20 protein-coding genes are annotated in these 17,634 nt (G+C 66.2%); 13 read left to right on the forward strand and 7 right to left on the reverse strand.

Annotated elements, in window-relative coordinates; genetic code table 11:
- From BBA01S_RS44510 to BBA01S_RS36865, 3 genes are all read right to left on the reverse strand, one after another.
- A partial coding sequence (locus BBA01S_RS44510; protein WP_407668371.1) for an AI-2E family transporter occupies positions 1 to 495 on the reverse strand: 495 nt, incomplete at its 3' end.
- A 297-nt stretch (positions 496 to 792) separates the two neighbouring features.
- Positions 793 to 1,431, reverse strand: a complete 639-nt coding sequence (locus tag BBA01S_RS36860; RefSeq protein ID WP_027820784.1) for an MlaC/ttg2D family ABC transporter substrate-binding protein — start codon at positions 1,429 to 1,431, stop codon at positions 793 to 795.
- Between the two features lie 318 nt (positions 1,432 to 1,749).
- On the reverse strand, positions 1,750 to 1,998 hold the full coding sequence (locus BBA01S_RS36865; protein WP_027820785.1) for a hypothetical protein: 249 nt from the start codon (positions 1,996 to 1,998) through the stop codon (positions 1,750 to 1,752).
- A gap of 411 nt (positions 1,999 to 2,409) precedes the next feature.
- Between BBA01S_RS36865 and BBA01S_RS36870 the strand changes: the two genes are divergently transcribed.
- The 13 genes from BBA01S_RS36870 (at position 2,410) to BBA01S_RS36930 (ending at position 15,419) form a co-directional block, all read left to right on the forward strand.
- Positions 2,410 to 3,273 carry an STAS domain-containing protein gene (locus BBA01S_RS36870; protein WP_027820786.1) on the forward strand — a complete coding sequence of 288 codons (864 nt, stop codon included), beginning with the start codon at positions 2,410 to 2,412 and terminating at the stop codon, positions 3,271 to 3,273.
- A gap of 16 nt (positions 3,274 to 3,289) precedes the next feature.
- Entirely contained in the window at positions 3,290 to 3,646 is a 357-nt protein-coding gene (locus tag BBA01S_RS36875; protein WP_027820787.1) for an STAS domain-containing protein, read from the forward strand.
- A gap of 26 nt (positions 3,647 to 3,672) precedes the next feature.
- Positions 3,673 to 4,098 carry an anti-sigma regulatory factor gene (locus BBA01S_RS36880; protein WP_042298505.1) on the forward strand — a complete coding sequence of 142 codons (426 nt, stop codon included), beginning with the start codon at positions 3,673 to 3,675 and terminating at the stop codon, positions 4,096 to 4,098.
- Positions 4,083 to 5,237 (forward strand): ATP-binding protein, encoded by a 1,155-nt coding sequence (locus BBA01S_RS36885; RefSeq protein ID WP_027820789.1) that lies wholly within the window; start codon positions 4,083 to 4,085, stop codon positions 5,235 to 5,237. Before BBA01S_RS36880 ends, BBA01S_RS36885 begins: the two co-directional genes overlap by 16 nt.
- Positions 5,206 to 6,642 carry a sensor histidine kinase gene (locus BBA01S_RS44515; RefSeq protein WP_042298506.1) on the forward strand — a complete coding sequence of 479 codons (1,437 nt, stop codon included), beginning with the start codon at positions 5,206 to 5,208 and terminating at the stop codon, positions 6,640 to 6,642. The genes BBA01S_RS36885 and BBA01S_RS44515 overlap by 32 nt, the downstream gene beginning before the upstream one ends.
- Positions 6,639 to 8,171 (forward strand): ATP-binding response regulator, encoded by a 1,533-nt coding sequence (locus BBA01S_RS36895; protein ID WP_027820790.1) that lies wholly within the window; start codon positions 6,639 to 6,641, stop codon positions 8,169 to 8,171. The genes BBA01S_RS44515 and BBA01S_RS36895 overlap by 4 nt, the downstream gene beginning before the upstream one ends.
- A gap of 26 nt (positions 8,172 to 8,197) precedes the next feature.
- Positions 8,198 to 8,680: a GNAT family N-acetyltransferase gene (locus BBA01S_RS36900; RefSeq protein WP_407668372.1), complete on the forward strand. Its 483-nt coding sequence runs from the start codon at positions 8,198 to 8,200 to the stop codon at positions 8,678 to 8,680.
- 80 nt (positions 8,681 to 8,760) lie between these two features.
- The gene (locus BBA01S_RS45450; protein ID WP_052392063.1) at positions 8,761 to 9,444 is read left to right on the forward strand and encodes a hypothetical protein; all 684 of its coding nucleotides are present in this window, start codon (positions 8,761 to 8,763) and stop codon (positions 9,442 to 9,444) included.
- Between the two features lie 272 nt (positions 9,445 to 9,716).
- Positions 9,717 to 10,874, forward strand: a complete 1,158-nt coding sequence (locus BBA01S_RS36910; protein WP_027820792.1) for an HPP family protein — start codon at positions 9,717 to 9,719, stop codon at positions 10,872 to 10,874.
- Positions 10,875 to 10,979: 105 nt separating this feature from the next.
- A complete protein-coding gene (locus tag BBA01S_RS36915; RefSeq protein ID WP_027820793.1) occupies positions 10,980 to 11,408 on the forward strand; it encodes a MarR family winged helix-turn-helix transcriptional regulator in 429 nt (142 codons plus the stop codon).
- A 5-nt stretch (positions 11,409 to 11,413) separates the two neighbouring features.
- Positions 11,414 to 13,225, forward strand: a complete 1,812-nt coding sequence (locus tag BBA01S_RS36920; RefSeq protein WP_042298507.1) for a chloride channel protein — start codon at positions 11,414 to 11,416, stop codon at positions 13,223 to 13,225.
- A gap of 457 nt (positions 13,226 to 13,682) precedes the next feature.
- The gene (locus tag BBA01S_RS36925) at positions 13,683 to 14,258 is read left to right on the forward strand and encodes an ANTAR domain-containing response regulator (protein WP_027820795.1); all 576 of its coding nucleotides are present in this window, start codon (positions 13,683 to 13,685) and stop codon (positions 14,256 to 14,258) included.
- A 33-nt stretch (positions 14,259 to 14,291) separates the two neighbouring features.
- The gene (locus BBA01S_RS36930) at positions 14,292 to 15,419 is read left to right on the forward strand and encodes a CmpA/NrtA family ABC transporter substrate-binding protein (protein WP_027820796.1); all 1,128 of its coding nucleotides are present in this window, start codon (positions 14,292 to 14,294) and stop codon (positions 15,417 to 15,419) included.
- Here the strand turns inward: BBA01S_RS36930 and BBA01S_RS36935 are convergent.
- From BBA01S_RS36935 to BBA01S_RS36950, 4 genes are all read right to left on the reverse strand, one after another.
- Positions 15,416 to 15,817, reverse strand: a complete 402-nt coding sequence (locus tag BBA01S_RS36935) for a type II toxin-antitoxin system VapC family toxin (protein ID WP_027820797.1) — start codon at positions 15,815 to 15,817, stop codon at positions 15,416 to 15,418. The genes BBA01S_RS36930 and BBA01S_RS36935 overlap by 4 nt on opposite strands.
- A complete protein-coding gene (locus tag BBA01S_RS36940; protein WP_027820798.1) occupies positions 15,817 to 16,053 on the reverse strand; it encodes an antitoxin in 237 nt (78 codons plus the stop codon). Before BBA01S_RS36940 ends, BBA01S_RS36935 begins: the two co-directional genes overlap by 1 nt.
- Positions 16,054 to 16,337: 284 nt before the next feature.
- Positions 16,338 to 16,631, reverse strand: a complete 294-nt coding sequence (locus tag BBA01S_RS36945) for an antibiotic biosynthesis monooxygenase family protein (protein WP_027820799.1) — start codon at positions 16,629 to 16,631, stop codon at positions 16,338 to 16,340.
- 107 nt (positions 16,632 to 16,738) lie between these two features.
- Positions 16,739 to 17,557 (reverse strand): PA3715 family protein, encoded by an 819-nt coding sequence (locus tag BBA01S_RS36950; protein ID WP_027820800.1) that lies wholly within the window; start codon positions 17,555 to 17,557, stop codon positions 16,739 to 16,741.
- Positions 17,558 to 17,634: the final 77 nt, after the last annotated feature.

The following is a 17,634-nucleotide window of genomic DNA, read 5'->3' on the forward strand; positions in this document are numbered from 1 at the left end:
GCGCGGCTGCGGCGGCGAGGGCGGCGGCGTGGGCGTCACGCGTTGCAGCGCGGCGGCCGCGCGCGTCATCAGCGAATCGGCGCGGCCCACGGTCTTTTCCTGCACCGTCTCGATTTTTTGCTCGATGGCTTCCTGGTACTGCGGCAGATCGGCGGCGAGCTGCACGACCTGCGCGGCGATCAGCGCGCTCACGCCCGCCAGCGCCAGCACGGTGGCGAGCACCGCGACCAGGATCGAGAGGAACTGCGGCAGGCGCAGGCGGCGCAGCGCGTTGACGAGCGGCGCGAGCAGGAAGCTCAGCAGCACGGAGAGCGTAATCGGAATCAGCACCGCGCTGCCGAAGTACAGTCCGCACACGACCGCCACGCCGGTGATGACCGAGGCGAGCGTGTGAACCGTCGGCGTGCTGGGCGGGAACACGCGGTTGCGGCGGCCGTCGGCGGCGGCTTGCGCGGGATCCATCTGGGGCCGGTCGGGCGGAAGCGGGAAATTCATGGCAAAGCGGTCACGGCTATCGTGATTCTGGGAACCCAGGCGACGCTGGCGGTCATCGGATTCTTGAGGAGCTTGGGGCTCGCGCATCGGGGCGCACCTGCATGTAGAAGAGTAGTGCGCGCTGCGCATGACAGGCGGCAGCGGGCGAAATCGTTCGGGTCGTTAGAGGCGGATCGGGCATCTCATGCCCAGCCTGGCGCTACGTGAGGCAACCGCCTGCCTTGCAGGGCAAGCGGCATGCCGGGCGCGAGCGTAACGCAGACGCGCCGTCAGACAAAGCAATACAGCGCGCCGGCGTCAGGGCTTGCCTGCTTCCAGTTGCTGGTTTCGCGAGGTCAGGAACTGGATCAGGCCGTCCACCCCGCCTTGCTGGATCTTCTCGTTGAACTGCGCGCGATACGTCTGGATAAGCCACGCGCCCAGCACGTTCAGGTCATAGAGCCGCCAGCCCTGTGGCGTCTTGTAGAGGCGATAGTCGATCTCGACGGGGTTGCTGCTGGTCTGCGCCTGGGTGCGCACGACCACGTCGGTGTCGGTCGGGGCGTTGCGCATGGGCGCGTATTCGATCTGCTGGTCGGGCTTGAGCTGGGCGAGCGCGCCGGCGTACAGGTGAATCAGCAGCAACTGGAACTGCTCCATGACCTGTTGCTGCTGCGCGGGCGTGGCCGTGCGCCAGTGGCGGCCCATCGACAGTTGCGTCGTGCGGCGGAAATCGACGTAAGGCAGGATGTCGCGATCGACGATGCCGCGAATGCGCGCAATGTCGTCGGGAGCGATCGACTGGGTGCGTACCTCGTCCAGCACTTGCTGGGTAGCGGTCTTGATAAGGGCTTGCGGGTCGGACTGGTCGACGGGCTGGGGCGCGGCGCTGGCGGCCGGGGCGATAAAGCCCGTGAGGGCGCTGAGCAGCGTGGCGACAATCAGGAAGTTCTTCATGCGTGGGCTCGGTCGGTTTTCAGGGCTGACGAGGACTGACGTTCGCCCCTTTTATAAAGCATTCAGCCGACGCGCGCATTTCAACGCTTTTCAGATCTTTCCTCGCCCGCCTGAGCAGGAACGGCGCAATGCGTTACGCCACGCGGCAGCCGTTGAAGGCTGTTACGTTACGTTACACCTGCCGGGAATTTGTTACAGGCACCCGGCATAAAACCGGGTCAGTGCAGCGAAAATCAGTCGAAAATCAGGGGCCAACCAGTCAGGTGACGGCCAGCAGATGTAACAAACACGTTCACATCCACCGGCCGTCCCGGCGCTTCAATCGCGCCTCCTCCCTTCAAAACCTTGAGCCGCTTGCGTGCCCGCTGCGTCCTGAGGCTCCATAAAGAAAGCCTCCAGGCCAAACAGCCAGGCCACGCCGTACGACAACCTCGACAGAATCCGCAGGCCTTTCTCCTCCCCAGCGGTCTCGTCCTCCAGCGCTTGCGGCGTAGCGAACGTGGCCCCTGCCGTTCCCCCTGCGAAACTCGCGGGCGTCGATTCCTGTGCTACCGGATCGATCTTCATGTGGCACCCCTCTCCTCGTTTTTGTGTGTGGCGGACAAGTAAGAGCAAACTCTGTACCAACGTCTCCAGACACGAAAAATTCCCGCACGCGATCGGATTTCGCCTGACAGCGTGCGGTGCCGCACTGAATGCCGAACACCCAGCCGGACTCCGTGGCCCGTCACTGCGAGCGCTCAGCCTGTAAAAACTACAAGCACACCGTGCAAAAGCGGGAAAGCCATGCACGCAGTGGGTTTGCCGGATTCATCGCAGAAGCATCAGGGAAGCAAAAGCGCCCCGCCCGTTCCTGATCTTTTTCCGCATAGGTAATAGCTTCAATCGCGACAATGGTGTAAGGTGCAGCGGTTCCGTCTCGAAAATCGGGACGCCGCCCGAGCCGCATCCAGAACGTCAGCCCGCAGAGGAGGTCGCATGAACTCACCCGAACGGACCCGTCTTGCCGATGTCCTGAACCAGCATCGCGACGCGCTGCTCGCCGACTGGATCCGCCTGCATCTGCCGACCGCGCTGCGCCGCGGGCTCGCCATGGAAGCCGAAATCCGCGAGCAGTTCTCGACGTTCCTCAAGGTGTTCCTCGACACGCTCGCGAAATCGGAGACGCTCGACGCGGGCCGTCCCGAATGGGAGCCGGTGCGCGCTTTCCTCGCCGATATGTCGGCGCACCGCGCGCGCCAGGGCTTCACGCCCGCCGAGACGGCCACCTTCGTGTTCTCGCTCAAGCAGCCGCTCTACGCGCGCCTGCGCGAAAGCTTCACGGATCCCGCCGAACTCGCGGACACAAGCTGGTCGATCAACCTGCTGATCGACGAACTGGGCCTCTATACCACCGAGGTGTTCCAGAAAAGCCGCGAAGCGATCATCGCGCGCCAGCAGGAGGAACTGCTGGAGCTGTCCACGCCGGTCGTGCAGTTGTGGGAAGGCATCCTGGCGCTGCCGCTGATCGGCACGCTCGATTCCTCGCGCACCCAGGTCGTGATGGAAAGCCTGCTGCAGAAGATCGTCGATACGGGCGCGGGCCTCGCGATCATCGACATCACCGGCGTGCCGACCGTCGACACCCTCGTCGCCCAGCATCTGCTCAAGACCGTGGCCGCCGCGCGACTGATGGGCGCGGACTGCATCATCAGCGGCATCCGTCCGCAGATCGCGCAGACCATCGTGCACCTGGGCGTCGATCTCACCAATGTCACCACCAAGTCCACGCTCGCGGACGCCTTCGTGATCGCGCTGCAACGCACCGGCGCGTCGATCATCAAGCCGAAGGCCACGGCGTAAGCCCCGGAGCCGCGCGATGGAACGCATTCCGATCCTGCGTCTGGGCGACTGCCTGATCGTGTCGATCCAGGTGGACATGCACGACCGCCTCGCGATCGCGTTGCAGGACGACCTCACGGCGCGCATCGTCAAGGAGTCGGCCAAAGGCGTGCTGATCGACATTTCGGCGCTCGACGTGGTCGATTCGTTCATCGGCCGCATGATCTCGAACACGGCGGCGATGGCGACGGTGCTCGACGCGCAGACGGTCGTGGTCGGCATGCAGCCGTCAGTGGCGATCACGCTCGTCGAGCTGGGCCTCACGCTCACGGGCGTGCGCACCGCGCTCGACGTCGAAAAAGGCATGGCGCTGCTCAAGCAGCGTCAGGCTTAGCTTTTGCTCACCCCTTGCTGACCTGCATGAACGGCGACGCCGCTAACGACCGGCTGCTTGCGCAAGCGAGCCTGCGCTCGGACGAGGAAATCGTCCGCTTGCGGCAGTTCGTACGCGACCAGGCGATCGCGCTGGGCTTTTCGCTGATCGAGCAGACCAAGTTCGTCACGGCCGCGAGCGAGCTGGCGCGCAACACGCTCCAGCACGGCGGCGGCGGCGAGGCGCGCGTCGAAGCGCTCAGCAACGGCGCGCGCGTAGGCCTGCGGCTCACGTTCACCGATCGCGGCCCCGGCATCGCCGACATCGAGCGCGCCTTGCAGGACGGCTTTACCACGGGCAACGGACTGGGCCTGGGGCTGGGCGGCTCGCGGCGGCTGTGCGACGCCTTTTCGATCGACTCCACACCGGGCAGCGGCACCACGGTCACCATCGTCAAATGGAAAGTTCGCTAGACGGAGCCTCCGGCCTGGCCGGCGGCGTGCATCGCTCCTTCGAGATCGGCGACGCAAGCAGCGTGGCGTTCGCGCGCCGCGGCGCGGCCGAAGCGGCCCGGCTGGCGGGCCTGAATCCGACCGACGCCGGGCGGCTCGCGATCGTGCTCACCGAAGCGGCCACCAATATCCTCAAGCACGCCGGGCACGGCGAGCTGCTGGTGCGCGCGCTGGAGCGCGGCGTCGAGCTGATCGCGCTCGATCGCGGCCCCGGCATGGCCGACGTGGGCGCGGCGCTCTCCGATGGCCACTCGACGGCAGGCACGCCCGGCACGGGACTCGGCGCGATCCAGCGGCTTTCGGATCAGCTCGCGCTGTGGTCGCAGCCGGGTCATGGCACGGTGTTGCGCGTGCTGGTGCAGCAGAGCGGCGCGCCGCGCGCGACGCAATCGACGCCCGAAATAGGCGGCGTGTGCGTGCCGTATCCCGGCGAGGAAGTCTGCGGCGACGGCTGGCAGGCGCAGGCCGATCGGGACGGCTTCACACTCGCGCTCGCCGATGGACTCGGCCATGGCGCGGAAGCGCATGTCGCCGCGACCGCCGCGCTCGACGTGCTGCGCAAGCGTGCGGGTCTCACGCCCGGCGCGCTGATGGAGCTGTCGCACGCGGCGCTGCGCCCGACGCGCGGCGCGGCGCTCGCGCTCGCGCGCTTCGACCTCGTGCGTTCGAGCGTGAGCTTTTGCGGCACCGGCAATATCTCGGCGGTCACCTACGGCACCGGCAAGCCGGGTCACGGCGCGGCGGAGCACGGCGCGACCATCAGCAGCAGCTCCGACGGAGCCGATACCGGCAGCGGCGCGCAAGCGAGCTATCAGATCGTCTCGCGCAGCGGCATCGTCGGTCATACGATGCGCGGCACCCAGGAGTTCGAGCTTGCGTGGCGCGAGAGCGGCGTGCTGATCCTGCATTCGGATGGCGTCGGCACGCGCTGGGACCTGGACGCCTGGCCGGGCCTCGCGCACCAGAGCGCGGTGGTGATCGCCGCCGTCCTCTACCGCGACTTCTCGCGCCGCCGCGACGACGCCACCGTCGTCGTCGTCAAGGCACGGCCGGGAGTACAGTTGACCCATGAACACGCCGCTGCTGCGCATCCGCATTGAGACCGCCCAGGACGTCGTCGTGGCGCGGCGGCGCTCGCGCGACCTGGCGGCGGGCTTCGGCTTTTCGACGCTCGACCAGACGCGCATCGCCAGCGCGGTGTCGGAGATCGCGCGCAATGCGTTCGAATACGCGGGCGGCGGCGAGGTGAGCTTCGCCTTCGACGCTGAGCGCACGCCGCAAGCGTTCGAGATCGTCGTGCGCGATCGCGGCCAGGGCCTGCGCGATCTCGACGCCGTGCTCGACGGCACGTGGCGCTCGCCGGGCGGCATGGGGGTGGGCATCATGGGCAGCCGCCGCCTGATGGATCGCTTCGAGATCACCTCGACGCCGCAAGGCACCACCGTCGCGATGGCGCGCCATCTGCCGCCCGGACATGGAGCGCTGCGCGGCAGCGAACTGGAAAGCGTGGTCAACAATGCGACCGCGCTCGCACCGCAGGACGATTCGCTCGCGGAGGTGCAGCAGCAGAACCGCGAACTGGTGGCGACGCTCGACGAACTGCGCGAGCGCCAGGAAGAACTCGCGCGCCTCACGCAGGAGCTGGAGGCAACCAATCGCGGCGTGGTCGCGCTGTACGCGGAACTCGACGAGCGCGCCGAAGAACTGCGCCGCGCCGACCTGATGAAATCGCGCTTTCTCTCCAATATGAGCCACGAGTTGCGCACGCCGCTGTCGTCGATCCGCGCGCTCGCCAACCTGCTGCTCAACCGGCTGGACGGCGACCTGGGCACGGAGCAGGAGCGCCAGGTGAAGCTGATCCTCGCCTCGGCGGAGACGCTTGGCGAGACCGTCGACGATCTGCTCGACCTGGCCAAGATCGAGGCCGGCAAGACCGAGGTGTCGCCCGCGTGGTTCGATCCCGCCGATCTGTTCGCCGCGCTGCGCACGATGCTCATGCCGCTGCTCGCCACGCCGCACGTCTCGCTCGAATTCGCGGCGACGTCGGGCCTGCCGCGCCTGCACACCGACGAGCCGAAGCTCACGCAGATCCTGCGCAACTTCGTCTCGAACGCGCTCAAGTACACCGAACGCGGGCAGATTCGCGTGGGCGCGCGGCTGGAAGCATCGGGCGAGCGCATCGTATTTTTCGTCGCGGATACGGGCATTGGCATTGCTCCCGAGCATCACGCCATTATTTTCGAGGAGTTCGGCCAGGTGCAGAACCGACTGCAACAGCGCGTGAAGGGCACGGGCCTGGGCCTGCCGCTGTGCCGCAAGCTCGCCGCGTTGCTGGACGGCGAAGTGGGCGTCGAAAGCGAGCCAGGCGTGGGTTCGACGTTTTACGTCGACCTGCCGGTGCTGCTCGCACCCGCCGACCATGGCAACAACCGTGACGCTGGCGACGTTGGCGACAGCGTCGCAAGCGCGGCGGGCGAAGCCACCCCGGGAGAGGCCGCCCCATGACGCCCACCGCCGCCACCGCCACCCTCATCCTCAACGTCGACGACAACGAAGGCGCGCGCTACGTGAAGTCGCGCGTGCTGCGCCATGCGGGCTTCGCGGTGATCGAGGCGGCCACCGGCCAGGGCGCGCTCGACGCCGTGAGCGAGCAGTCGCCCGCGCTCGTGCTGCTCGACGTGAAGCTGCCCGACATCAGCGGCATCGAGGTGTGCCGCCTCATCAAGCAGAATCCGAAGACCAGTTCCACGCTGGTGCTGCAGACCTCGGCGGCGGCGGTGCAGCCGCGCGACAAGATCCGCGCACTCGACGGCGGCGCGGACAGCTACCTGACCGAGCCCGTCGATCCCGCCGAGCTGGTGGCGAACGTGCGCGCGCTGCTGCGCCTGTACGCCGCCGAAAAGGCGCTGCGCGACGCCGACCGCCGCAAGGATCACTTCCTCGCCACGCTCGCGCACGAACTGCGCAACCCGCTCGCGCCAATCCGCAACGCCATCGAACTGCTCGACCCGCGCCACGGCGCAAGCGACGCCGGACGCGCCGACGCGCGCCTGATCGCCAGCCGCCAGGTCGAGCATCTGGGGCGCCTGGTCGACGACCTGCTCGACGTGTCGCGCATCTCGCACGGCAAGATCGCCCTGCAGATGACGACGCTCGACCTGCGCCAGATCGTCGAGCTGGCCGTCGAAACCAGCCGCCCGGCACTCGACGCCAAGCAGCAGCAACTGAGCGTGACGCTGACGCCGGGCCCGTGCCATGTCGTCGGCGACGCGATCCGGGTCGCACAAATCATCAGCAATCTGCTGTCGAATTCGGCAAAATACACGGCCATCGGCGGCGCGGTGACACTGCGCCTCGAAGCAGGCGGCGACGAGGTGGCGATCAGCGTGCGCGACAATGGCATAGGCATCGCGCCCGACGAGCTGCCGTACGTATTCGAGCTTTTCATGCAGTCGCGCGACGCGGTCAAGCGTGCGGACGGCGGGCTCGGCATCGGCCTCGCGCTGGTGCAGGAACTCGCGGAACTGCATGGCGGCTCGGTGACGGCTTATTCGGAAGGCCTTGGTAAAGGCTCGGAATTCGTCGTGCGCCTGCCCGTCGTACGCGCGCCGCAAACCGACAACGCATCAACAGAAAACAACAATATGGATAACGAAACAACCTCGCGAAAACGTCGCGTGCTGATCGCCGACGACAACGTGGATTCAGCCACGTCGCTGCTGATGCTGCTCGAACTCGAAGGCCACGATGTGCGCGTCGCGCACGACGGGCCCAGCGCTCTCGCCATCGCCGAAAGCTTCGTGCCGCATGTGGCCATCCTGGACATCGGCCTGCCCGGCATGGACGGCCACGCGCTCGCCAAGGCCATGCGCGCGCTGCCCGCCACGGCCCGCACGCAGTTGATCGCCCTCACCGGCTACGGCCAGGAACGCGACCGCCAGGCCACCACCGAAGCCGGTTTCGACCGCCACCTCGTCAAGCCCGCGCCGTTCGACGAAATCCTGCGCGAGATCGAAGGCACCCAGGCGAGCTGAACGGCGTGCAAGGATCGACCATGAACGTGAAGGCGCGCGCCCTCGGCAGCAGCGACCTTGAACTCGTCTGCCGCCATCGCGAGACGATGTTCCGCGAAGCGGGCCGCGACGACGCCACGCTCGCGACCATGACGGAGCACTTTCGTGCGTGGCTCGCGCCGCGCCTGGCCGACGGCCGCTATTTCGGCTTCGTGCTGCACGACGCCGAGGGAGATGTGGATACCCACGCTCACGACGCTGCGCCGCTGGCCGGTATCGGCCTGATGGAGATTGACTGGCCGCCTCATCCTGCGCACCCCGAGCAGGATCGCCGCGGCTATGTGCTCAATGTCTACGTCGAGCCGCACGCGCGGCGGCGCGGCCTTGCCCGCCATCTCATGCAACTCGCCGACGAGGAATTCGCGCGGCGCGGTATCCGCTATGCGATCCTGCATTCGACCGAACAGGGCCGCGACCTCTATCGGCAACTCGGCTGGGGCGGGACGACCGAAATGGCGAAGACGCTCTAACGCGAGCCTCTTTGCTCTCAAGCTGGCCTCCATTCGTGCCGTTAACCGGTTGAGCCCTCAACCTTCTCTCGGAGCCACGCTTGAACGGGAACACGCGCGCCTTTATTTCCAGACCTGAAACCGGTGCTTTCGCCGCGCTCGCGGCCGTTGTCCCTCTTTCGTTCGCGCTCATGCTGTCGGGCTGCGTGACCCATACGCAAGTGGTCGCCGCGCCTGCGCGCCCCGTCGTCGTGGCCGCACCGCCGCCCGTGCCGGTCGTGGTGGGCGCGCCCGCCTACGTGCCCGAGCCGCACGACGCCTATGTCAGCGTCGCGCTTGATCGCGACGTAGTCGTGATCGGCGGCATGACGTACATCTGGTTCGTAGGCCCCGACGGGCAGCGCCATCGCCATTACTACGGCCGCGGTGACCTGCGCGCCGAGGTGTTCCATCGCCGCGCCGAACTGCGCAACGTGATGGCGCACCACGAAGGCCATCTGCCGATGCAGCACGCCTATATCGCGCCCGAACCCCCGATGCGCGCCGCCCCGCCTCACTCGCGCGTGCGCGTGGAAATGGTCGCGCGACCCGGCGGCATGCCGCATCCCGTGTCTCGCCCAGGCGCACGTCCTGGCGCTCACCCGCAGCCGCATCCCGAGCCTCGCCAGGCCCAGCATCGCGCGCCAGCGCCCACCCGCAATGCCGCCGATCACGGCCGACGCCTGCCGAATGCCCATCCTGGCGACGCTCACCCGATGGCGGGCGTGCCGCGCCATACGGTGTGAGCAGGCGGCAACGCTCGCTGCGAAGCGATTAAAAAACCGCCGGTGCGTGTTGCGCACCGGCGGTTTTTTTACGCCCATTCATTCGACCTCCTGATTATTTGCGCGCTTGCGCATCGCCGGTGCATCGCTGGCGCATTCGTCAGTCGAATACACGTCTGATACCCAAAATAGTGCATGCGAACGTCTTTTTATATCACGTTGCGATATAATTCGCCGAATTCAGGCCGATGCTGGCTCCGCACCTTTTGTCGCTTTCTGTCGCTATTTCCATCGTGTCGACCCTCGCCCTTTCCCGCTGGCTTGCGCGTTTCGCGCCGCCGCCCGTCGCCTTGCGCTGGCGCGAACGTCTGCGCTCGGGCGTCGGCGCCCTGCTCGGCATCGCGCTTACGGGCGCGATATCGCAACATCTGCTTGGCAACGCCTCCACGATTCCCTGGCTGATCGCCCCGATGGGCGCGTCGGCCGTGCTCCTGTTCGGCGTGCCCGCCAGCCCGCTGGCGCAGCCGTGGTCGCTCATCGGCGGCAATCTCGTGTCAGCGGTCGTGGGCGTGACCTGCGCGCTCCTGATCAGCGATCCGGTTCTGGCCGCTGCGCTCGCCGTGGGCGTGGCAGTCTGCGCGATGTTCACGCTGCGCTGCGTGCACCCGCCTTCGGGCGCCGTGGCGCTGACCGCCGTGCTGGGCGGCCCCGCCGTGCATGCGCTGGGCTACGCGTTCGTGCTGGAGCCGGTGCTGCTGCAATCGTTCGTGCTGCTCGGCAGCGCGCTCGTTTATCACAAGGCCACGGGCCATCGTTATCCGCACGCCGCGCATCTGGTGAAGAGCGCCCAACCCGAGCCCGCGGTCAGCGGCTTCTCGCGCGCGGATCTGGAAGCCGCCCTGCGCGAGCGCGACGAACTGCTGGACGTCGACACCGACGATCTCGAAGCGCTGCTGCGCGAAACCGAAATCCGAGCATATGCACGCAGCTTTGGCGCGCTCAACTGCGCTGATGTGATGTCGCGCGACGTAGTCAGCATTACGCCGACCACCACGGTGGGCGAAGCGCGCGCGCTGCTGCGGCAACACGACGTGAAGGCGCTGCCGGTGGTGGATGCGCAGCGTCACGTGAAGGGCATCGTCACGCGCGCCGATCTGGCCGACGGTGGCGCGAGCCTGCATCCACTGCGCGCGCTGCTGCGTTCGATGGGGTTCGGCCGCCGCGCCGGTGAAAGCGACGCCGCGCGCGTGAGCACACTCATGAGCACGCACGTGCGCACGATTGCCGCCGCGACGCCCATCGTGGAGCTGCTCGCGCTTTTCGCGGGCCGCGGCCATCATCACGTCCCGGTGGTCGATCACGAGCGCCGTCTGGCGGGCATCGTCACGCAGGCCGACCTGATTTCGGGCCTCTACCGGCAGACCCAGCCGCTGCATAAGCAGGGCGCCTGAACTAGCCCGACACCCACGCAATGCGCTCATCACGGCGGGTCATTGCGATCATAAATATCATGTCGTGATATATTCGCAGATCGAATCGTCCAACCCGGATCCCCAATGAAGCAACCGTCAGGCAAGCAAGCGCCGGTCGGCCTGAAAAAGGCCGATTTCGAGCAACTGTCCGAGTTCCGCTATCAGATGCGGCGATTCGAGCGTTTCTCGGAGCAGGCGGCCCAGAACGAAGGCATCACGCCGCTGCAGTACCTGCTGCTGCTGCACGTGAAGGGCTATCCCAACCGCGAATGGGCGACCATCGGCGAACTGGCCGAGCGCCTGCAGGCCCAGCATCACGGCGTCGTCGCGCTGGTTTCGCGCTGCGAAGCGCTCGAACTCGTGGAGCGCCGCGTGAGCGAGCGCGACCGCCGCCAGGTGGAAGTCCACCTGCTCGCTGCTGGCGAAAAGCTGCTCGCGCGCCTCGCCGAGCTGCATCGCGCGGAGCTGCGCTCGCTCGACGGCGCGTTCACGGTTCCGCACATCGACCTCTGAGCACCATGCATTCCGACGATTCCCACAAGCGCGACTTTTCGGCCAACGCGCGCCTGCCCGGCATCGGCGCACTGGCCGCGGTGATCGGCGCACTCGCGACGTTTGCCGCGTTCGTGCTCCTGAACCTGATTCACTGGTTCACGAACCTGTTTTTCTTCGGCCGCTTCTCGTTTGCCGATCATTCGCCCGCGCTCAATACGCTGGGCGCATGGGTCATCGTCGTGCCGGTGGTGGGTGGGCTGATCGTCGGCATGATGGCGCGTTATGGCTCGGAAAAGATTCGCGGCCACGGCATTCCCGAGGCCATCGAGGCGATCCTGTTCGGCAAGAGCCGCATGTCGCCGAAGGTCGCGGTGCTCAAGCCGCTGTCGTCGGGCATCGTGATCGGCAGCGGCGGCCCGTTTGGCGCTGAAGGCCCGATCATCATGACGGGCGGCGCGCTGGGCTCGCTGCTCGCGCAGTGCGTGCGCCTCACCGCCGCCGAGCGCAAGACGCTACTGGTCGCGGGTGCCGCTGCGGGCATGACGGCGGTGTTCGGCACGCCGGTTGCCGCCGTGCTGCTCGCGGTCGAATTGCTGCTGTTCGAATGGCGTCCGCGCAGTTTCCTGCCCGTTGCGCTCGCCTGCGCCGTGGCCGGTTTTGCGCGCGCGCTGGTGTTCGGCACCGAACCGCTTTTCGCCATGCAGACGCCGCCGCCTCAGGCGATGGCGCTCGGCTCGTGCGTGATCGCCGGGCTGCTGTCGGGCATGCTGGCGTCGGGGCTCTCGGTCTCGCTCTATAAGGTCGAAGACCTGTTCAAGCGCCTGCCGCTGCATTGGTCGTGGTGGCCCGCGATCGGCGGCCTGGCGGTGGGGATCGGCGGATTCATCGAGCCGCGCGCGCTGGGCGTGGGCTATGACGTGATCGGCGACCTGCTGCACCAGCATATCCTGCTGCAAGCCGCGCTCGCGATTCTCGCGGTGAAGGCCGTGATCTGGGTGATCGCGCTGGGTTCGGGCACCTCGGGCGGCGTGCTCGCGCCGCTGCTGATGCTGGGCGCGGGCCTGGGCTGCGTGCTCGGCCACGTGCTGCCAGGCGGCGATCCCGCGCTGTGGCCGCTCGTGTGCATGGCGGCGACGCTCGGTGCTACGCTGGGCGCGCCGCTCACGGCCATCGTGTTCGCCTTCGGCCTGACACACGACGGCAACGCGTTGCTGCCGTTGCTCGCGGCGACGCTGGTCGCGCACGGTTTCGCCACGGTCGTCATGAAACGCTCGATCATGACCGAGAAGATCGCGCGGCGCGGCTATCACATCTATCGCGAGTACGGCGTCGATCCGCTGGAGCGCCATTACGTCGACGAAGTGATGACGCGTGAGGTCGAGACGATCGCCGCCGACATGAGCGTGCGCGAAGCCGTGGCGCGTTACTTCGGCACGGCGCAGCGGCGCCGCGCGTTGCCGGTGGTGCGCGACGGACGCGTGCTGGGCGTGGCGGATCGGGCGATGCTCGAAGCCGTGCTGGCCGATGAGTCGTTCGGTCGGCCCGACCGGGCCGATCAGCCGATTGGCGCGCTGTTCGCCGGTCGCAACGCCGATGTGGCGTTGCCCGAGGAAACATGCCGCCAGATCGCCGCGCGTCTTGCCGTGCACGGGCTGGAACGTCTGCCTGTGGTGAGCGCGCGCGAGTCGATGCAGCTGGTGGGGATCGTCTCGCGCAGCGACCTGGTGAAACTGTCGCTCGCGCACTTCGAGGAAGAAACCCGGCGCGAGCGCTTTCGTCGCATTAGTCTGGGCAATGGCAAGCGTCGTTATCCGCCGGTGCGGCGTGCTGGCTGAACACGCTTTGCTATCTCTCTGAAAAACGCGTGGCCTGGATGGGCGAACTGCTTTAGCCTGCTGCTTGCCGATTTAGGTCGCGCGCGATCCTCAATCGATCCGTCCTGCCTTTCTGCCCGATTGGGTCGCACAGACTTGGCTGTTAGTTGCGATAGATAGGCGCAATCTGCGCCACTTGAGTGCTCAATCGCCCCGCGCGCACTGCTGCTGTGCACCACATTCGTCCTGAGTGTCCGACTGCGCCCTCGCCGCGCCTGCTTCGCCCCGATCTCGTGCAGCGCACAAACTGGCACGCACCTTGCTGAAATCCAATGTGCGCTGCAACGACGCGGCGCACCTATGCACGGCGCTCCCCACGCGCCGAAATCCACACAGTCGGGCAATGCAGTTCGACACGCGAGAGTCGCTTCGCGGCTTCACCGCGCCGGCCTCCTATGCCATCGACCCACGAAATACCATGCTGCGCGTCCTGCTCGTAACCGACACCGACAAGCCCATCGGCGATCTGCGCGACGCGCTCGCACGGCTCGGCTACGACATGCTCGCCGAGCCCGCTACGCCTCAGGCGCTCCATCGCGTCGTGGCGCGCGAGCGGCCCGACGTCATCATCATCGACACCGAATCGCCCTCGCGCGACACGCTCGAACAGCTCGCCGTGATGAACGCCACCGCGCCGCGCCCGGTGCTGATGTTCAGCAACGACGCCAACCAGCAGCTGATTCGCTCGGCGGTGAATGCGGGCGTGACGGCGTATCTCGTCGAGGGTCTTGCGGGCGAGCGCATCGCGCCGATCCTCGAAGTGGCGCTCGCGCGTTTCGCGCAGGAAGCGCAGTTGCGCGAGCGTCTCACCCAGGCCGAGAACGAACTCGCCGAGCGCAAGCTGATCGACCGCGCCAAGCGCATCCTAATGGAGCAGCAGAAGATGACCGAGCCCGCCGCCTACGCGATGCTGCGCAAACGTGCGATGAACCAGAGCCTCAAGCTCGCAGAAGCCGCACGCCAGATCGTCGCGGCGGCGGATTCCAACGATTGACCAGGATTGACCGGAATTGAAGCGTTGACTGTCATGAACGAAATCACGCGCACGGCTGCGCCGCCCGAAAAGACCCACCTGAAGATCGGCTTCGTGCCGCTCGCCGACGCCGCGCCCGTCGTCGCCGCGAAGCTGCTGGAGTTCGGCCACGCGCACGGCCTGACGCTCGAACTGTCGCGCCAGCCTTCGTGGGCCGCACTGCGCGACAAGCTGCTCGCGGGCGAGCTGGATGCCGCGCATTCGCTGTACGGGCTCGTGTACGGCGTGCAGCTTGGCATCGGCGGGCCGCAGACGGACATGGCCGTGCTGATGGTGCTCAACCGCAACGGCCAGGCGATCACGCTATCGAACCGCCTGGCTGATGCGCTCGCCGAACACGGCACCTTGCCGCGCGCGCTCGCGACGCTCGGGCGCACGCCCGTGTTCGCGCAGACTTTCCCGACCGGCACGCATGCGATGTGGCTGTATTACTGGCTCGCCGCGCAGGGCGTGCATCCGTTGCGCGATATCGAAAGCGTGGTGATTCCGCCGCCGCAGATGGTGGCCGCGCTTGCAGAAGACCGCCTGGATGGCCTCTGCGTGGGTGAACCGTGGCCCGCGCTGGCACAGCGGCGCGGCATGGGACGCACGGTGATCCGCAGCGGCGAAATCTGGCCGGATCATCCCGAGAAAGTGCTGGCTTGCCGAAGGGATTTCGTCGAGCGCTATCCGAACACGGCGCGCGCGCTGGTGCAGACGATGCTGGAAGCGTGCCGCTGGCTCGATGGCGCGGGACATCGCACGGAGATCGCGCAGTGGCTCGCACGCCCCGAAATGCTGGGCGCCGACGCGGACTTGATTGCGGCCATGCTGGAAGGCGGCGCAGGTTCCAGCGCGCCGGACATGAAGTTCTTCGGCGGCGGATCGGTGAATTATCCGTTGGAGTCCGAAGGAATCTGGTTCCTGACGCAGTTTGAGCGCTGGGGGATGATGGCGCGGCGCGACGACTATCGCGAGATTGCTCAGGCGCTGAACCAGACCGCGCTCTATCGTGAGGCTGCGGAGACGATTGGGGTAAGCGTGCCGGCGGTTGCGCCGAAGCCAGTTTTTATCGATGGGCGCGTGTGGGATGGAGAGAATGCGGCGGCGTATGTGGAGGGGTTTGAGATCGCAAGCCGCTAGTCGTTGAGCCAGTTAGCCAACTTCAGGCCGGGATACTGCTCGAAGTCGCGCTCATTGTTCGTCACCAGCACGGTGTCGAGCGCAACCGCGTGCGCGGCAATCAGTTTATCCAGGTGATCCTTCTTGCGCTCGCGCGTGGCTTGCCTGATCGGGCCGTAGGCCACCGCCGCAGCCGAATCGAACGGCGCGACCGGGATGTCTTCGATCAAGGCCGCCAGGTTGCGCTGCTCGCGGGCGCGGTGCGCGGACATCGTTACGCCAAACTCCAGTTCCGCAAACGTGATAGCCGACATCACGACGTCGCCCACATAACACTGCGCGAAACGCCTGGCCACCTGCTCGGGCTGGTTCTTCATCAAGTAGATGCACATATTGGTGTCGAGCATGAATTGCGGCATCACAGCACCTCGCGATCGTCCTGGCCCTGCTCGCCGCGTCCTTGCGCCATGAAGTCCGGCCCGAACTTCGCGAACTTCTTCAGGACGCCGCCCAGCGGCCTGCGCGCCGGACGAATGCGGATTTCGTCGCCGACGCGTTCGATTTCGACTTCGATATCGCTGCGGTCATAGGCCAGCTCGGCGGGGATGCGCACGGCCTGGGAGTTGCCGTTCTTGAACACTCGCGTGGTGTGCATATCTGGGTGCATCGCGGGATGAATGTGGAACCCACTATAGGCGCTGGCTTGCATGATGTAAATCCATGTGTGTACATCAGGTCATTGGGGGCCGCATCTGCGATGATGAAACCGCGAGGCACTATAAGAACACCAACGCCCTCGCCTCTCTGCGACCCACATCAACAAAACCCGATCACCCAGCAGGTTCATCGAGCAAAACACGACAGACAAAAAAATGCCGCCCTGTTTGCGCCACTAACGAGCGCAAACAGGGCGGCAAGTTTTCGCGCGAGCGAGCTTGCTTACTTCACCACGACTTCCGTGTGCCCCACCACCGGCGGCTTTTCGAAGTACGGGCCAACCAGGCGGCGCCATTCCTGGAAGTCGTCCGATTCGCGGAAGTGCACCATGTGATCCTCGATGGTCTCCCACTGCACGACCAGCACGTACTGGTTCGGCTCTTCCACGCCGCGTTGCAGTTCGACGCTGCGGCAGCCGCGCGCGCGATGGAAAAGCGGCAGCGCCTGCGTCACGCCCGCTTCGAATTCGGCGTTCTTGCCAGCCAACACCGTGATGTGTGCCATTTCGTAGACCACGTTCTGCTCCTTGCTCTGCGTTGATTCGATGATGCGTCGGAATAGTGCGCCTTCGCCGTAGCTGACGCGCACGCCACGTTATCACGCCTCGGCTTTCGGGCGTATTTTCACTTGCTGCGCTTCATCACGGAATCGGCGGGATACCAGAAGTCGCGGAACATATTGATGCCGTAGGTCTTGCCGTCGTAGTGCAGGACGATGCGTTTTGTGTATTTGGTGGTCTCGATGCGCTGCTGACTTTTCTGTTCATTGCGCGTGACGCGGGCGCTCAACGCGAGATCGGCAAATCCGTGGCTGATGGTCTTTTCCACTGCGATCGTCATGGATGCGTCCGCATCATGCTCGGCCTCGAGTCCTGCACCGCACGAATTGGGATCTATGTTGACCCAGCCATAGAGATTCGTGCCGAATACCGGGCGCAGCGTGCGGCCCTCGCGGACAAAGAGCGTCAGTTCGTGATCCGCAGCCGCGTCGGCGCAACTCGGGCCGCGCGCGCTGCTGTCGAAGATGACGCCAAACGCACGCACGTCGGGCGAGAGCCTATACGGCGCCGTATCGATGCGATAGCCGCCAACCTGCGTGAGCACGTCCTGTTCGATCGTAGAACGGGTTGCCGCGAGTACCTGGCCGCCCTTGACCAGCGCCACGACCTGCGTGACGTTGCCGTCGCCGCTGCTCGGGCCAACGTGGTTAGTGTCGAGCGCGACCGCCGCAATCGTGGTATCCGGCGCATCGGGCATGGCCTTGCACGACGCAGCCGCAAGCATGCCATCGCCATTCCCCCAGGGCCCGAGACTGCCGTTCACACCGGCCCATTGCGCCACCGCGGCGACGACATCGTCGCTGCACGGCTGCTCTTCGCTGGCGCGAGCAGGATTCGAGAGTGTTGCAACGAGCGCAAACGCAAGCGGCAGGAACGTACGCATGAGACCGGTTTCTCCATTGAGCTTAAAAGCGCAAAGGAGAATACCGCAAGACAAAACGCGGCGCGCGTGAATCATCC

The organism is Paraburkholderia bannensis NBRC 103871 (genome assembly GCF_000685015.1).
GTDB classification, from domain to species: domain Bacteria; phylum Pseudomonadota; class Gammaproteobacteria; order Burkholderiales; family Burkholderiaceae; genus Paraburkholderia; species Paraburkholderia bannensis.

Excerpts from the sequence above, each read along its gene's own strand:
- BBA01S_RS36880 (WP_042298505.1), top strand. The coding sequence starts at position 3,673 with ATGAACGGCGACGCCGCTAACGACCGGCTGCTTGCGCAAGCGAGCCTG.
- BBA01S_RS44515 (WP_042298506.1), top strand. The coding sequence starts at position 5,206 with ATGAACACGCCGCTGCTGCGCATCCGCATTGAGACCGCCCAGGACGTC.
- BBA01S_RS36930 (WP_027820796.1), top strand. The coding sequence starts at position 14,292 with ATGAACGAAATCACGCGCACGGCTGCGCCGCCCGAAAAGACCCACCTG.
- BBA01S_RS36935 (WP_027820797.1), bottom strand. The coding sequence starts at position 15,817 with ATGCCGCAATTCATGCTCGACACCAATATGTGCATCTACTTGATGAAG.
- BBA01S_RS36885 (WP_027820789.1), top strand. The coding sequence starts at position 4,083 with ATGGAAAGTTCGCTAGACGGAGCCTCCGGCCTGGCCGGCGGCGTGCAT.
- BBA01S_RS36940 (WP_027820798.1), bottom strand. The coding sequence starts at position 16,053 with ATGCACACCACGCGAGTGTTCAAGAACGGCAACTCCCAGGCCGTGCGC.
- BBA01S_RS36895 (WP_027820790.1), top strand. The coding sequence starts at position 6,639 with ATGACGCCCACCGCCGCCACCGCCACCCTCATCCTCAACGTCGACGAC.
- BBA01S_RS36875 (WP_027820787.1), top strand. The coding sequence starts at position 3,290 with ATGGAACGCATTCCGATCCTGCGTCTGGGCGACTGCCTGATCGTGTCG.
- BBA01S_RS36870 (WP_027820786.1), top strand. The coding sequence starts at position 2,410 with ATGAACTCACCCGAACGGACCCGTCTTGCCGATGTCCTGAACCAGCAT.
- BBA01S_RS36920 (WP_042298507.1), top strand. The coding sequence starts at position 11,414 with ATGCATTCCGACGATTCCCACAAGCGCGACTTTTCGGCCAACGCGCGC.
- BBA01S_RS36925 (WP_027820795.1), top strand. The coding sequence starts at position 13,683 with ATGCTGCGCGTCCTGCTCGTAACCGACACCGACAAGCCCATCGGCGAT.
- BBA01S_RS36950 (WP_027820800.1), bottom strand. The coding sequence starts at position 17,557 with ATGCGTACGTTCCTGCCGCTTGCGTTTGCGCTCGTTGCAACACTCTCG.
- BBA01S_RS36865 (WP_027820785.1), bottom strand. The coding sequence starts at position 1,998 with ATGAAGATCGATCCGGTAGCACAGGAATCGACGCCCGCGAGTTTCGCA.
- BBA01S_RS36860 (WP_027820784.1), bottom strand. The coding sequence starts at position 1,431 with ATGAAGAACTTCCTGATTGTCGCCACGCTGCTCAGCGCCCTCACGGGC.
- BBA01S_RS36915 (WP_027820793.1), top strand. The coding sequence starts at position 10,980 with ATGAAGCAACCGTCAGGCAAGCAAGCGCCGGTCGGCCTGAAAAAGGCC.